The sequence below is a fragment of the Rothia sp. HMSC065G12 genome (assembly GCF_001811455.1).
In the GTDB taxonomy this organism is placed as follows: domain Bacteria; phylum Actinomycetota; class Actinomycetes; order Actinomycetales; family Micrococcaceae; genus Rothia; species Rothia dentocariosa.
Map to the genome: position 1 here is coordinate 632,389 of NZ_KV804815.1, position 15,172 is coordinate 647,560.

At 56.4% G+C, this 15,172-nt stretch carries 10 protein-coding genes and 2 pseudogenes; 2 read left to right on the forward strand and 10 right to left on the reverse strand.

Going from position 1 to position 15,172, the window contains the following annotated elements; translation table 11 throughout:
- Window positions 1-24 precede the first annotated feature (24 nt).
- Both HMPREF2804_RS07905 and HMPREF2804_RS07910 read left to right on the forward strand, forming a co-directional pair.
- Window positions 25-2,955 (forward strand): alpha/beta fold hydrolase, encoded by a 2,931-nt coding sequence (locus tag HMPREF2804_RS07905; RefSeq protein WP_070627904.1) that lies wholly within the window; start codon window positions 25-27, stop codon window positions 2,953-2,955.
- A gap of 115 nt (window positions 2,956-3,070) precedes the next feature.
- On the forward strand, window positions 3,071-4,219 hold the full coding sequence (locus HMPREF2804_RS07910; protein WP_070627906.1) for an NAD-dependent epimerase/dehydratase family protein: 1,149 nt from the start codon (window positions 3,071-3,073) through the stop codon (window positions 4,217-4,219).
- An 8-nt stretch (window positions 4,220-4,227) separates the two neighbouring features.
- Here HMPREF2804_RS07910 and mutM read toward each other — a convergent pair whose 3' ends face one another.
- The 10 genes and pseudogenes from mutM to HMPREF2804_RS07960 all read right to left on the reverse strand — a co-directional run.
- Window positions 4,228-5,226: a bifunctional DNA-formamidopyrimidine glycosylase/DNA-(apurinic or apyrimidinic site) lyase gene (gene mutM / locus HMPREF2804_RS07915; protein WP_070627908.1), complete on the reverse strand. Its 999-nt coding sequence runs from the start codon at window positions 5,224-5,226 to the stop codon at window positions 4,228-4,230.
- Between the two features lie 78 nt (window positions 5,227-5,304).
- Window positions 5,305-5,991, reverse strand: coding sequence for a ribonuclease III (gene rnc, locus HMPREF2804_RS07920; protein ID WP_004004884.1), 687 nt, complete (start codon window positions 5,989-5,991; stop codon window positions 5,305-5,307).
- A gap of 17 nt (window positions 5,992-6,008) precedes the next feature.
- Complete coding sequence (rpmF, locus tag HMPREF2804_RS07925) at window positions 6,009-6,212, reverse strand: 50S ribosomal protein L32 (RefSeq protein ID WP_004004885.1); 204 nt, start codon at window positions 6,210-6,212, stop codon at window positions 6,009-6,011.
- Between the two features lie 30 nt (window positions 6,213-6,242).
- Entirely contained in the window at window positions 6,243-6,728 is a 486-nt protein-coding gene (locus HMPREF2804_RS07930; protein ID WP_179958720.1) for a YceD family protein, read from the reverse strand.
- Window positions 6,729-6,964: 236 nt separating this feature from the next.
- A complete protein-coding gene (gene coaD, locus HMPREF2804_RS07935; protein WP_070627910.1) occupies window positions 6,965-7,474 on the reverse strand; it encodes a pantetheine-phosphate adenylyltransferase in 510 nt (169 codons plus the stop codon).
- A pseudogene (rsmD, locus tag HMPREF2804_RS07940) lies at window positions 7,468-8,085 on the reverse strand (16S rRNA (guanine(966)-N(2))-methyltransferase RsmD); the annotation flags it as partial. The pseudogene rsmD and the gene coaD, both read right to left, overlap by 7 nt.
- A 68-nt stretch (window positions 8,086-8,153) precedes the next feature.
- Window positions 8,154-11,447: an ATP-dependent DNA helicase RecG gene (locus tag HMPREF2804_RS07945; protein WP_168164910.1), complete on the reverse strand. Its 3,294-nt coding sequence runs from the start codon at window positions 11,445-11,447 to the stop codon at window positions 8,154-8,156.
- A 179-nt stretch (window positions 11,448-11,626) separates the two neighbouring features.
- Complete coding sequence (locus tag HMPREF2804_RS07950; RefSeq protein ID WP_070627914.1) at window positions 11,627-12,844, reverse strand: DAK2 domain-containing protein; 1,218 nt, start codon at window positions 12,842-12,844, stop codon at window positions 11,627-11,629.
- Window positions 12,845-12,899: 55 nt separating this feature from the next.
- The gene (thiL, locus tag HMPREF2804_RS07955) at window positions 12,900-13,985 is read right to left on the reverse strand and encodes a thiamine-phosphate kinase (protein ID WP_141744090.1); all 1,086 of its coding nucleotides are present in this window, start codon (window positions 13,983-13,985) and stop codon (window positions 12,900-12,902) included.
- Window positions 13,986-14,066: 81 nt separating this feature from the next.
- Window positions 14,067-15,172: pseudogene (locus HMPREF2804_RS07960) on the reverse strand (transcriptional regulator); the annotation flags it as partial.

The window sequence follows — 15,172 nt, forward strand, 5'->3', positions numbered from 1 at the left end:
CCGTCGCAACAGCAAGGACAGTATATGCGCCACCTTAACTTCCCGAAGACCCAACCACCATATAACCCACACGAGTGGACGGGCGTTGATCCTCGCTACTCGCACATGCTTGAGGTACCTACCACCGCCCCGATTGAGGCGCGGGCCGCCCAGGCGCAGGCACGACGGTGGCATTACCTCGACAATACTCCAGCGCTTCAGGAACATGGGCTTGACCCTATCGGCACGATCCTGTGCGTACACGGCAACCCCACCTGGTCGTATCTGTGGCGTACCGTACTCGATGCCGGTGTGAACAGTACAGCACCGTGGCGTGTTATCGCTGTCGACCAGCTCGATATGGGGTACTCCGAACGCACTCACCTCGACCTGGAGGACGAACGGCGCTCGCTTGAAGACCGCATAGCAGACTTGAGCGATTTTACCCGCGAACTCGGGCTGGATACAACCGATAAACCGGTGGTGACCCTCGCCCATGACTGGGGCGGTTTAATCTCGCTGGGCTGGGCGCTCGAACATCAAAATATTCTTTCGGGCGTCATGCTCACGAACACAGCCGTATATCACGATGGTGTTGAGCGCATCCCGGCGGCGCTGCGCCTAGCTTTGGGGGTTCACGAGCTGGGTACACGAGACTCTACAACTTTTCTAGACGTTACTCTGGGGCTGGCACAGAACCAGGGCCGGGTACCCTCCGAAGGTGAGCCAGGCTCTTCGGAACGGGCTCTAGCCGGGCCACAGGAATCCCAACCGCGTGCGCTTTACCCCAGCAAACTTCACGAAGGGATTCGCCGCACCTACCGGGCACCCTATGCGCATCCGGCGTGGCGCGAAGGTATCCGCAATTTTGTGGGCGATATTCCCACCGGAACCGATATACCCTCATACGCTCATATGGTGCGCATTGCGGAAGGCGTTCGGGATTTGAAGGTTCCCGCGTTCTTCCAGTGGGGTACTAAAGACCCGGTTTTTCAGCGGCGCTACCTCTTCGATCTGATGGATCGTTTTCCCCAGGCCAAGGTGCACCGCTACGAAAAGGCATCGCACCTAGTTGCCGAAGATGAAGATATTGCCGCCCCTATCTTTGCTTGGCTAGGGCAGAACTTCGGCACGCTCGTTGAGGGTTATCTAGAGAAACCGGTCAACGCAGAGGCACAGCATCGTGAGGCGCGCCGTGCCTTAGAGGAACGTATTCGGCATCTGAAGTCTTCCGAAGAAGCAGCACACGAAGAATTCCGCCCGATGATAGCAGCGTTGAACGAACGCGCGCAGGACACCTCGCTCGCAATTGTAGATATGGACTCCGCAGGCGATGGCACCCAGGTTGCAGCACAGCTTACGTGGCAACAGCTCGCAATGCATGTAGATGCGGCGGCGGCACGCCTGCACGCCCTAGGGGTACGTCCCGGTGACCGTGTGAATCTAATGGTGCCACCTGGGTCACGCCTGACAACGCTTATTTATGCGTGCCTTAAACTGGGCGCGGTTATTGTGGTGGCGGATACCGGTTTGGGGCTTACGGGCCTTACGCGCGCGCTCAAGGGCGCCAACCCGCAATTTATCGTGGGCATTCCCGCCGCTCTCGCCGCCGCACGATCCCTGTTATGGCCCGGGCACCGCATTTCCGTAGAACCGCTCGGTAAATTCCAGGATCGGGTGCTCGGTGTAGAAGGTTCTGTCTTTGAGCCCACTCACAAACATTCGGCGCGTTCTAAAACATCCGAAAACACACTCAGCGCCCCTATTGCCACTCCTGCGGTTATCGAGTTCCCCGACCCCGATCCGGATGCGGATGCCGCTGTCCTGTACACTTCCGGCTCAACCGGCCCCGCAAAGGGTGTTGTGTACACCCAGCGTCAGCTGGCGGGTATGCGCGATGCCATCGTCAACACCTACGGGTTCAAGTCCGGGTCAGGTCTGGTAGCTGGATTCGCGCCCTTCGCGCTTCTAGGCCCGGCACTGGGCGCTACGAGTGTTACCCCAAAGATGGATGTGACCAAGCCCAAGACACTCACCGCAACCGCGTTAGCCTCCGCAACCGAGGCGATTGGCGCATCCACCGTCTTCGCCTCCCCTGCGGCACTCGTGAACGTGGTGGCAAGCGCCTCTGAACTCACTGATTCGCAGCGCGCAGCCCTAGCGGAGGTCACCACCGTACTGTCGGCTGGGGCGCCTATTCCTGTTCCCCTGCTTGACGAACTCTCGAAGCTGATGCCTCATGCCTCACTGCACACCCCTTATGGCATGACCGAGGGACTGCCGGTTACCGATGTATCTTTGGATATGATTCGCCAGGCACTAGCTGAGGGAACCCCAAATGCCGAGGGCGATATTCTTGATCCTTTTGCACGCGATGGGGTATGCGTGGGGTATGCGGTCTATGGCGCAGCGGTAGCGATCGCTCCTTTGCGGGAGGATGGAACCGTGGCTTCGGAGATGACTCACGAACCGGGGGTGACCGGTGAAATTTTGGTATCGGCTCCCCATGTTAAAGACCGTTACGATACTCTGTGGGTGACTGAAGAACAATCGATTTCAACCCCCGGTTGGCATCACACCGGCGATGTGGGGCATCTGGATGCTGCCGGTCGTCTCTGGGTTGAGGGGCGCTTAGCGCATGTTCTTTTGACTGCCCAAGGTGTGCTGACCCCGGTTGCCGCTGAGCAGTCCGCTGAGACCTTGGATGCGGTACGCCGTGCCGCACTGGTCTCGGTCGGTCCTGCAGGCACAGCCGCACCCGTGCTCGTCATTGAGGCCGCCAACCGTAAACTCAAGCAGGGTCAGGCACCATTCGATCTGAGTCGACAGATCCGCGAGCGCGTTCAGGATGATACGGGTATCGAGCTGGCGGCTGTGTTGGTTATCAAGGAGCATCCGACCGATATTCGCCATAACTCGAAGATTGATAGGCCTGCCCTTGGCGAGTGGGCTTCAAAGGTACTTGCGGGTGCTTAGTTCTTAAGATAACGGTGAGAGGATACGCAGGAAATCCGCCTGACATTGTTCTCCCGTTGTGTTTTCGCATATAGATTCTTGAAGATCAGGAGAAACCTGAATTTTGGAGGCTTTTATGGCTACCCCGGCTCCTTTAGCGGCTCGGTATACCGACCCTGCGCCGCGGTCTTTGCGTCCCGTCGATGAATCGTATTTTGCTGCCCGTAGCGGCGAACGTGTGCTTATTACCGGCGCAAGCGGCATGCTTGGTCGTGAAACCGCCATCGCGCTGTTGCGTGCCGGGTATGATGTGCGCGTATTCCAGCGCAGTGATGCGGGTATTGCAGCGCTGCTGCCAGATACGATACGCCCTCGTTTCGAGCAGATTCGCGGTTCTCTTAATAATGCTGAGGTTATTGAGCAGGCTCTTGTGGGAGTGGACGGTATTGTGCATGCCGCTGCGAAAGTCTCGGTTTCAGGCGATTGGGAGGATTATGAGCGTACCAATATTGTGGGCACGCAGGCTCTTCTGGATGCCGCTATAGAGCATTCGATTTCTAAGTTTTTGTATGTATCTTCTCCTTCGGTTGCTCATGCCGGAACGGCTCTCATCGGCGAGGGGAACGGGGCGGCGTCCCCCGAGCATGCTCGTGGAAACTATGCTCGTTCCAAGGCGACGGCAGAGCTTGCGGTTTTGGCGGCGAACGGCACAAAACTCGCCTCGGGCTCTACCATGCGCGTGGGGGCGTTACGCCCGCACCTCATTTGGGGACCGGGTGATACTCAGTTGGTGGAGCGTATCCTAGATAGGGCTCGGTCCGGGCGGCTACCCCTGCTTTCCGGGGGCACAGGTCTGATCGATACGCTCTATATTGATAACGCGGCAGATGCACTGGTACGCGGTTACGAGCGCCTAGAGTCGATAGCCGGGCGCGCGCTGGTGGTCACAAATGGTCAGCCCCGCACGATTGCTGAGCTGATGAGTGGTTTCTGCACGGCGGTTGGGGTTCCTGCGCCGCGTTTCTCGGTTCCCGCGCCAGCGGCGGCTTTTGCGGGGCGTTTGATCGAAAAGGTGTGGGGTCGTCTGCCGAAGTCGGTAACAGCCGGGGATGAGCCTCCCATGACCGAATTTTTGGCGGAGCAGCTTTCAACGGCGCACTGGTTCGATCAGAGGCTCACCCACGAACTTTTACAGTGGGAGCCCGCCGTTACGATCGATGAGGGGTACCGTCGTCTGGGTCTTTTTTACGGGGATAAATATTCGCGTTCCTCTTCAGCACTGTAGGAAAAACATTAGCTGATTTTTAGCCCGCGCGGGGTGCGTTGGCAGTGCGGACAGCGGTATGAGGAACGGTTCATAAATGGTTCACGCACAATAATGCTGGTGCGCCCGGCCTCTAAGCACCGTCGACAGGGTTCTCCGGCGCGACCGTAAGCGTTCAAGGACCTGTCAAAATAACCGGATTGTCCGTTGACGTTCACATAGAGCGCATCGAAACTGGTCCCGCCCGCATGGAGCGCTTCGGTCAGTACCTGGTGTACGGCGGCGAATAGCTCCCGGGTTTGGGCGGCACTGAGAGATTTTGCAGGTTTTGCGTAGTGTATTCTGGCACGCCAGAGCGCCTCATCCGCATAAATATTCCCGATCCCAGAAACCACGGACTGGTCCAGAAGCAGGCGTTTAATGCCGCTGGAAGTGCGTAGCATGATGCGGCGAATCTTTGCCACATCAAAGGATGGATCTACCGGGTCACGCCCAATATGCTCAACAGCTTCAGGAACCAAGAACTCTTCCGATATTTCTTCCGCACCAGCGGGCGAAGTGCCCGCAGGAATGTCGGGAACTAGATTCGAGAGGAACATTCCACCGAAGATACGCTGGTCGACAAACCGTAATTCAGTGGCTTTATTGGTACTCTCACCATCGGCGGGTTCGAGTTCAAGTACGATTTTGAGGTGCTTCTCAGCAGGGAATTCTGGAGTCTTCACGAGTAGCTGCCCGCTCATCCCCAGATGAATAACAAGCGCGTACGGCAGTAACGTGTCATCGCTGTCACCGGGTTTCGGGGAAGGCTCGTCATCAGAGGCAGAGAGCGTGAGCCACATATACTTGCCGCGCCTATATGCCCCGCGAATACGGGTTCCTTCTAAACGCATCGTAAAATCCGCAGAACCCCCGATATGGCGGCGAATAGAGCGTTCATCGAGAATGCGTACCCTCTCGATTACACAACCGACAGCATGATGATGTACACCCTCACGCACAGTCTCAACCTCGGGTAGCTCCGGCATCTCTCCCCTTCACAGCGTCATGAACTCGTCACTCGGCGCAAGAGCTAGTTTCTCCCACCGGGCGGCGCAAACATATTTTTAGACTAGTATGCGATACGCAGCTTCTGCGGCGAGACGCTCTGCTTCCTTCTTGCTAGGTCCGCTTCCGGTACCCGCGGTCTGCTTTGCCACGATAGCGCGGGCAGTATACACGCGAGCATGGTCGGGGCCTTCTGCTTCGATCTCGTAGGTTACATCTCCCCAAGACCGCGAGGTTACCAGCGTCTGCAGATCGGTTTTCCAGTCGCGTCCGGAATTGAGAATTTGCTCGTCTTCTAACATGGGCGCAATCAACCTCAGAACGAGCTCACGGGCGGCTTCCCGCCCCAAGCTGATGTACGTTGCTCCAAAGATAGCTTCCATGGTGTCGGCAAGAATCGAATCTTTATCGGCACCTCCCGTAAGCCTTTCCCCCTTACCTAGACGGATATGCTTACCCAGCTCTAGTTTACGGGCGGCTATTGCCAAAGCGGGAGCCGAAACCACCACATGGTGCAGTTTCACGAGCTCACCTTCGGGAAGTTCGGGGTGGCGGCGGTACACCTCCTCAGCAATGGCGAGAGAAAGTACAGAATCACCCAGGAACTCTAGGCGTTCATTATGCTCTACTCCGGGGTTTTCAAAAGCGTAGGAACGGTGTGTGAGAGACAGCAAAAACGTCTCGGCGTCAATATCGACACCGAGACGTTCAAGCAACTCCCCAGCTTCGCTAGGAATGTTAGTCATCAGGAATACTCGCGTGATTAAGCGTCGGCGACCTTACGGCCCTTGTATTCCAGGAACAGGGCATTGCCTGCAGCGTCAGTTACAACCTTTGCCTGGTGAGGCAGGCTGTAAGTCACGCGACCGTTTTCAACAGTCTTAACCAGCGGCGGCACAGATGCCTTCCACTGGGAACGACGCGCGCGGGTGTTAGCGCGGGACATCTTGCGCTTGGGAACAGCCACAGCTATCTCTCATTCTCTCGTAACAACAATTTAGTTTTCGGTATCCTCGCTCAGCAAGCCCTGTAAGGCTGACCAGCGCGGATCCAACACCTCGTGATGATGCCCGGGGTCTTCCTCCAAGCGCGCTCCGCATTCAGAGCACAGTCCCTGGCAGGTTTCCCGGCAGACGGGCTGGAACGGCAGTTGAAGGATTACTGCATCCCGCAGTGCCGGCTCAAGGTCAATAGATTCACCTTCAACGGCATACTGCTCATCGTCTTCGTCTTCGGGGCCGCCAGAGGGGGCCTTCTCGAAAACAAAAAGCTCTTGTATGTTGGTCGACATTTCGTAATCAATCGGATCCAAACATAGGCTACACTCGCCGTGTACATCCACTACGGTTGTGCCGCTTACCAGGATACCATCTACTACTGACTCCAGCCGAATGTTCAGGTCCATGTCGGTGCCTTCTTGTACACCAATCAGGGCATTACCCATCTCAGCGGGTGCCTGTACAACCTCGTCGAGGGTTTCCATAGATCCGGGACGGTGCACCAGATTTTTGACTGACACCACCAAATCAGAGGAGTTTTGAGGTGAAATGGCATATCTCCTTATACAAAATGCTTAAACCAAAGAGATATTCTATCCCCTCAACCGCCGTTAATCAAGGTTCGGGCGGCAAACTATGACATTCGACGCATCAAAATTCACATAAAATACGCGCAAACCCAGGAAAAAAGCCTTCGATCATGGGAGAATCGCGCATAAAACTACGCAATCGTGTTATCGGTCGAGACCTGTGAGTGCTTAGCGACGAGCGCATCCGAAACCACACGCGGCACATAAACCGAAACGTCGCCGCCTAAGGATGCAACCTCACGGATAATCGTTGAAGACACCCCGCCGAAACGGTCCTCCCCCGCCAAGAACACCGTCTCCAAGTTTGCCAAATGACGGTTCATACTCGCCATTGGAGCCTCATACTCGTAATCCGCCCCCGAGCGGAGGCCCTTAACAAGCACCTGCGCCCCGTGTTCCTGAGCCCACTGTGCCAAAAGTACCCCCGGCGGAATAACCTCAACCTTCACGGTGGTAATACCGCGCTCTGCTAGGGAACGCTCTACTAGGTTCACGCGCTCCGACAGAGAAAAAAGGTATTTTTTAGAGGAGTTATGCGCGACCCCCACGAGCACCTCATCAAAGAGCGTAGCGGCACGAGCAATAATCTCCAGGTGTCCATGGTGAATCGGGTCAAACGATCCGGGGCAGATAGCTAACATGAAGCATTCTCGCTTTCGGCGGGTTCAGAACCAGTATCCGTATATGATTCATCTGGTTCAAGATAGTACAGCACCGTCTCGCCATATTTCTTCATTGCAAACCGGCGCAGCTGAGAGCTCCACACAGGTTCCGCATCGCGTGAGGAACGCTCCACGACCACGATGGCACCCTCCGCTAAATTCGGGGCGATGACACACAAAATATCAAGAACCTGCTCTTGTGTAAACGCATATGGAGGGTCAAGAAATACAAGATCCCAGGGGCCGCTATGGACCGCTACATAGCTTTGCGCGCTCCCTTGAGTCACTCGGGTAATACCGGTTGCAGTTTTCGACGTTGCCGCAACATTTCGGCGGGTTATCTCACATGCCTTGGGGTGCTTCTCTACGAACTCGACGGATGCGGCACCCCGCGAGAGCGCTTCGCATCCGAGGGCACCCGATCCGGCATAAGCATCAAGAACACGCGCTCCCTGCACAACACCATAGCTCTCCAGTTTCGAGAAAAGTGATTCCTTCACTCGGTCGGTCGTGGGACGAGTGTTCTCCCCCGGCACCGAGGCAAGGCGTAGACCGCCAGCGGTTCCGGCAATAATACGGCTCATGCGTTCCTCACGTCTGTTCGTCGATAGTCTCTAGTGGCGGAGGCCCAAGGTAACAAAACCGCCAAACCCGTGTGTTAGCCATGCCCCAAAAATGCCTCACGGTCGGCATCAAGCGCCCGGTCAATCGTACGTGCCAAGTTCGGATGCTTCGCCAGCGTGGGATCCGCCGCGATCAGCGCCCGCGCATCCTCACGAGCGCGCTCAATAATGGTTGCGTCAGCGAGAGCCCTCAGGAACTTAAGGGTACTCTTCTTCCCGGACTGCGCGGCACCTAGGATATCACCCTCTCGGCGCTGCTGCAGGTCTATCTGCGAAAGTTTAAACCCGTCGGTGGTGGCCGCTACCGCGTCTAGACGTTCGCGAGATACCCCTCCCGCTTCTTGCCGGGTAACAAGCAAGCAGGTTCCGGCAAAACCACCACGCCCTACGCGACCGCGAAGCTGGTGCAGCCCGGAAATACCGAAGCGATCGGCGTCCATAATCATCATGAGGGTTGCGTTCGGTACGTTCACACCCACTTCAATAACAGTGGTGCTCACCAGAATATCTATCTCTCCGCGTTCAAACGCGGTCATTACAGCAGTTTTTTCCTCGGGGTCCATACGCCCATGCAGGCTTACAATCCGGGTTCCAGTCAGCGCCGGATTCTGTTTTAGATAGGCGGTCATCGCAGTCACGGAGGTCAGACGTGTTTTACCGTCAGAGCTCTGAGAACCTTCACGCCCGGCATCGCCAAAGAGCTGTTGACCTTCTTCAAGTTCTTCATCGTCATCGCCAATTTTGGGAACCACCACGTAGACCTGGTGCCCTGCATCAATCTCTTCGCGAGCGCGTGTCCACAGGCGATCTGCCCAGGTCGGTTTTTCCGCAAGCGGCACCACATGGGTTGCGGTCTGCTGCCGTCCGGCGGGCAGCTGATCGAGTACGGAAACATCAAGGTCACCAAACACGGTCATGGCGACGGTACGGGGAATGGGGGTTGCCGTCATCACCAGACGATGCGGCAGCTCGCCGTTGTTCCCACGCAGAGAGTCACGCTGTTCCACGCCGAAACGGTGCTGTTCATCGACCACAACCATGCCAAGGTCGCGGAAGGTGACCGTATCCGAAAGCAGGGCGTGGGTTCCGATTACCACGTCGGCGGTGCCGTCGGCGATCTCGGCGAGTACGGCACGCTTGTGTGCACTAGGCATTGAGGCGCTGAGTAGCCTAACCCGCACGCGATGCGCGGATTTTTTGCTTTCTTTTTGGTTTTGGGGGTGAAAAAGCGTAGTCTCATATCCCGGTATACCCTCGGTATCCGCTAAATCCCCGAGAATATCGAGGATCGAACGGAAATGCTGTTCGGCGAGCACTTCGGTGGGTGCGAGCATCGCGGATTGCCCACCAGAGTCGGCTACCTGAAGCATAGCGCGAAGGGCTACCACCGTTTTACCCGAGCCAACATCGCCTTGCAGAAGCCGATTCATGGGTGACGGTGAGGCGAGATCACGGGAAATTTCCTTGCCCACTCGTTGCTGCCCCTCGGTGAGCTCATAGGGAAGCACCTTCAGCAGAGCATCTGCTGCCCCATCCGGTAGAGCAGGCCGGGCCACGGTGGCGTGGGCGGCACGTGCGGCGTGTAACCGGGCCAAGGCACTCTGCAGAACGAAGGCTTCCCGGTAGCGCATCTGAGCTTGAGCGGCGCGCCAGGTGTCCTCACTATCGGGAGTGTGCAGGGCGCGATAGGTCCACTCCAGCGAAGGGACTTTTCGGGCGCGGCGTATTTTATACGGTACCGGGTCTTCAAGCTCTTTTAGAGGCACAGATTCGATGAGCTGAACAATAGCGGTCGCGATGCGATCCGTTGGCAGTTTCACCAGAGCACGATAAACGGGAATGGGCGCCTCGGCACGTTCGGGGGCGTTCGCATTTCCATCGTCTGAAAGCAGGGCGTAATGCGGGTTTGTCAGTGTATACTCCCCGCGATAAATCCCCACCTTCCCGGAGAACATCATGGTTTCGCCAGCGTGAATCTCGCGTGCTGCGGTCCATGCGTTGAAGAAAGAAAGCTTCATAGTGGAGCCCACCCGTCCGGGTCCTGATATATCCGAACCGCCAAATATATGTTGCGGCACGCCAAAGAGATTATTCCCGCCGCTCTGTTGTCCGTAGGAATCCGCATAGCCCGAGTAACCGGCGGAAGGCACGGCTAATCCGCTCACGCGCGGGTTGGTTTTACCCGCAGGCATTCGTTGCGGTGTATTGGCCCTGCCCTCGCGTACGGCAAAGGTACCTGATGAAGAATTGACCGAATTCTGGTCGGATTCTGCAAGGGTATCGGTAATCGTGACTTCGGTGATTTTTCCTCTGCGTGCCGCCATGGTTCGGGTCGAAACGTTCGTGACCCTGGCGATAATTGTCACGTCCTGTCCCTCAACAAGGTCGGCAAACCGGCTAAGTTCTCCGCGAGGCAGATACTTCCTTGGAAAATATTCCAGCAGCTCCCCCACCGTGCTTATGCTCAGGTGAGTTTTGAGGGCTCGTACCGTTGCCGCTGACAGGTAGCGTGTTAAGGGTGCGTTTTCCAGGCGTTTCTCATCGTTATAGTGTGCTAAAGCCCGCGACCGTGCGGCACGTTGCTGTTGCTTTTCTTGCTCTTGAGAAGAGTCCGAACTAGACTTTGTATTCCGCGCTCCCGCGGCTAACTTATCTGCTTTCTTAGGGGTATTTGGGTCAGCGGCTTTCTTGCGCGAAGGTTTCTTTCCCGGTGTCTTTACGGCGTTCTTCGGTTCGGCCTTTTCATGATGCGGCTCTTCTACAAGAGAAGCAAGATTATTGTTTTTCTCCGGAGAGATATCCGTGCTTAATTGCTTATGCGTAGAATTTTTTGGATTGGTTCGTGGGGGTTTCGCTTTCTTTGCTGCCGGTTTTTGCGGCTTGGTTTGTGTGGTCTTTGTGCTCTTTCGTCGGGAAGATGTTCCGTGCCTAGATGGTGCCTCAGTACGTGCCGTATACGCAATATCAGCCAGTTCGTACAGTTCCGCTGTGTCCATGCTTTGAGCTGCCGCACCCAAAGAGGCGCGCAAAGCATCCACAATACGCTGATATTCCGAACTTTCACGCTGATGCGCAAGGGTGGAGAGCTCCGCTAACGTTTTAGTACCGCGTGCATACTCGGCAAGGTCGCGAACCGTTACATATTCATGGGTTACAAGTTCGTCCTCAGAGAGAATGGCAGACGATTTGGGGTCAGAATGCTCGGCATCGGTTGGCTGCTGTTTGGCAGCTTTCTTGGCCTGTCCAAGACCGCTTTCTAAAAATTCATCAGCAAAAAGGCTGGGAGTCGAGCCCTCATCATGCGCTTCTTTCGAGTTTTGAGGTGACACGTTTTCCCTCCTTTCTGCTCGCGGCACTCCGTCAACCCGAATACCTTCGGCTCAAACGGTCTTATAAGACGTAGATTTAATACTACCGTTGCACATTTGGGGCACGCTACGAACCTCGTTAGCTCATGTCACCACGCAGCGCATGTCCTGATCGCCCACCCTCCCCGTGAACACAGGCTCTAGAAATCTTGAGAGCAGGATGGCGCAGTACTTTCATTCTCTTGGGCGCTCAGTGAGCTCACCCGTTCATCGTCCAATACGCCGTAGCGCGCGATAACTCTGCGGGCTTCTTCCAAAGACGGCACATGCACGTGTAAGGTCCACATATTGTTCTTAAAATCGAGCGGGGTGAGCAACAGCGAGTCGCCAAGCTCTTCTAATTCTGCTCGAAGCTGTACGAGAGTAAGGGGGTCTATAGTTAGCGTCCCCATGATTTCCCAGATTGACCCTGGGTTTTCCCGAGTACCGGTCGCATCATTATGATGCTCTGCTTGGTCCTGCGTTCCTTCGGTCTTTCGCGCTTTCCGAGCAGACGTACTGTTCGGCTTTGTAACATCTGTAGGAGGCTCCGCCAAGGCATAAACTTCCTGCGCAGGCATACGCGAGCTCATCCAGCGCGGATTTGATTGTACCGCTGCCAAATAAAAGCCTAGGGCACCTGCATCTACGTATCCCTTGAGTTCTGGCAGCGGCGGATTCTGCGCTGTGCCCTCAAGCGCTCGGCGCATCGTGGCGCGACGAAACTCTGCACGTGCCGTCACATCGGTAAGCTCCGATCCTGCACGATAGTGAAAACGGTAATCTGCGAGCGCAACCATAATCGCTACCATAGTGCCCTGCTCTAGGCTTTCATCCGCAATAATACGGCGTACTCGTTCGGCGGCAAGCGCTAACGCATAGCTCTCACGGTACGCGCTCTCGCGTGTACCGGTTTCCGTAACAGGTGTTTCACGGTACATCGCCTCAAGATCCTGAAGAAGTGGCAGATTATGTACCTCTTCGCCCAGCTCTTCTGCTAGACGGCCGGAAAAATTCCAGTAGGTACGCACTGCCTCCAACGCCCAGGCGCACAGGAGTGTCCCAGAATTGCCGCGAGCCATCCGACTGGCTTGCACGAGAGCATTCTCATAGATTTCACCCAGACGTTGGTTAACGCTCTGTATATCCGTCGTGAGAGCGTGAAGATCGTGCAGAAGGGTATCAAGCTCCTCACTAAAGGCCTTATTGAGGGCATCTAAAGTGTGTACCAAATTCGAGCCTGTGTCCTGGTCGGGAACAGGGAAAGCGTTCAGAGAGTTAAGTGTGTCGCAATATGCCCGCACCGTTGAGAGCGCCTCGCCAATCCACGTGACCCCGAAGTTAAGCGGGGTTTGTGCGGCAAAGTGCTCGCTCGTCATAACGTATCCTTCCCATCTAGGATTGGGTAACCGTGCTCTTTCTAGCATACGACGGTTATGCTCGGTAATGTTCCCAACCATAGTTTTGGAGCTCATATCCATCGCACAGAATTCGTGATGCACTTCGTTCTTGAGCACTGCAAGAGCCTAAAGCGACAAATCCCTCAGGAATCGTGGCACCCGCCGGAAAACATGCTAAAAGCCCGTGGTCCTCGCCACCGCCCAGAACGCATTCACGGGCCAGGCTGACCGCAGAATCACCATGATCGTTATGGGGCTGATGCTCAAGAATAAGACTTGCCACTGGTACCAGCTCACGTGCCAGCTCGGTAATCGCAGGATCATTGAACACGATATCGACGCCGGATGCTTCGGCAATTCGACGCGCGTCTTTAACGAGTCCGTCTGAAAGGTCTAGCATAGCGTTGGCGCCGTACGCTGCAGCGCGTCGCCCTGCGGGTATGGGCGATACGGGCCTTAGCTGATGGGTAACAGCGCGTTCGATACGTTCTTTCTCCGTGGAAGGCAGCTGCTCTATCAAGTCGAGAGAGCCTGTGATTGTCAGTAGCCGCAGCCCGGCATCAGCCCACCCGGTACGGCCCGCCAAAGCTACGGTATCTCCCGGTTGCGCCCCAGACCTCAGCACGGGGTTTTCGCATCGTCCAACAGCCGTTACGGTAACGCTGGCATCACGTGCGCTACCTAGATCACCGCCGCCTACCGTACAGACTGTAGCGCCGCATGCATGCAGCGAGTCGAGGATACCGCGGGCAAAGTCTTCAACCCAACCATAGGGGGTTTCGGGCGGCAGACTTAGAGATACAAAAAGGCTAACGGGTTCAGCACCCATAGCCGCAATATCGGCAAGGTTCTGGGTGGTGGCTTTCCACCCTACCTCGTAACCGCCGCTACGCGGACCGGCAGGCCAGATATCGAGAAAATCTTGCCCATGTACCAGAGTATCTGTGGTGATAACCGTGCGTCGATTATCGCCCGTGAGCACTGCGCAGTCGTCACCGGGACCTACTTCAAGCACCGGTTCCTGCCCATGTGCGGAGGCAACCTGGATTACGGAGCGGTTATGCTCATCCAGCATGGGCATAAACAATTGCAAAACACGGGACTCCCCCAGCTGAGCCAATGTACTCTTCCGGAGTGAACTTTCCCGTGCTTTATGCTTTTTGGTCCGAGGGTTCATTCCCCAATAATCGCCCATACCCTGTTACCTGGCACGGATAAAGTACCGAATCGCCACAATGGTAATCGCAAGAATTAGCAGGGAGAAGAACGCCAACGGCACGAAACCTGAGAGTCCAGGGCCACGAGAATCCGTTGAACGTTCCTGAACACTCTTAGGGCTATCGCCGTTCCGTTGCGCTTGCGAACCAGCGGACGTTGCAGGCGGACGGGCAACCGGGTTCACAGCAGATGGAACAGAATAAGAACCGTTTCTAGACTCCTGTGGGTTCGCCATTCTCAAAGTTGGCGAGCCATTCCGGGCGTTCTCTCCACGGGACAAATATCCCTGTACCCAGTCTGCGGCGCCGGGGAACGCATTGGGGAACCCTGAATTTGTTGCAAAACGCCCCAACGTCGCGATGCTATTGGGGAAGGGTTCAGCAGATGTAGACGGCGCGGGTGCTGGAGAGACATTGCTCGACGGCGTTGCCGAAGGGCTGGCATCTGGAGCTGGCGAATCGTCAGACCCCGGGTTTCCATGCCCCGAAGGACTCGGGCTAGGAGTTGGAGCTGCCGATTCGGAAGCACTTGGGCTCGGGAACGGAACAGGCTGGCTAGTAGGCTGCTCCGAAGGCGCAGGGGTCCACCCAGGATCCTGAGACGGTGCAGGTGCGGGGTCTGCAGGAGTAGGTGTTACGGGCGACGGGGTCGGAGAGACCGGGACCGGCGTGGGGGTCACGGGTGTTGGCTTAGCCGGAGCCGGTGTTATGGGAGTGGGGGTAGGATACACCGGTGTTGGGTTGGCCTGTGTAGGCGTAGGGTTCGCCGGGACCGGTGTGGGATTCACCGGAGCAGGGTTAACCGGGGTCAGATCCGGACTAGGCACAATGGTCGGTACCGGATCAGGCGCAGGGGTAACTGGTGTTGGGTTGGCCTGTGTAGGCGTAGGTTTCACTGGGGCCGGTGTGGGATTCACCGGAGCAGGGGTTACCGGTGTGGGATTCACCGGAGTCTGATCTGTAGGAGCCGGAGTAGGCGTCACAGGAGTAGGGTTGGCAGGCACAGGCTCCGGGTTCACCGGGGTCGGATTAACCGGTGTGGGCGTAGGGGTTACTGGTGTGGGATTCACCGGAGTCTGATCTGTAGGAG

What these genes read in the sequence shown, in the direction of transcription:
- HMPREF2804_RS07905 (WP_070627904.1), top strand. Translation starts at nt 25, where the DNA reads ATGCGCCACCTTAACTTCCCGAAGACCCAACCACCATATAACCCACAC.
- HMPREF2804_RS07910 (WP_070627906.1), top strand. Translation starts at nt 3,071, where the DNA reads ATGGCTACCCCGGCTCCTTTAGCGGCTCGGTATACCGACCCTGCGCCG.
- mutM (WP_070627908.1), bottom strand. Translation starts at nt 5,226, where the DNA reads ATGCCGGAGCTACCCGAGGTTGAGACTGTGCGTGAGGGTGTACATCAT.
- rnc (WP_004004884.1), bottom strand. Translation starts at nt 5,991, where the DNA reads ATGACTAACATTCCTAGCGAAGCTGGGGAGTTGCTTGAACGTCTCGGT.
- HMPREF2804_RS07930 (WP_179958720.1), bottom strand. Translation starts at nt 6,728, where the DNA reads ATGGAAACCCTCGACGAGGTTGTACAGGCACCCGCTGAGATGGGTAAT.
- coaD (WP_070627910.1), bottom strand. Translation starts at nt 7,474, where the DNA reads ATGTTAGCTATCTGCCCCGGATCGTTTGACCCGATTCACCATGGACAC.
- HMPREF2804_RS07950 (WP_070627914.1), bottom strand. Translation starts at nt 12,844, where the DNA reads ATGACGAGCGAGCACTTTGCCGCACAAACCCCGCTTAACTTCGGGGTC.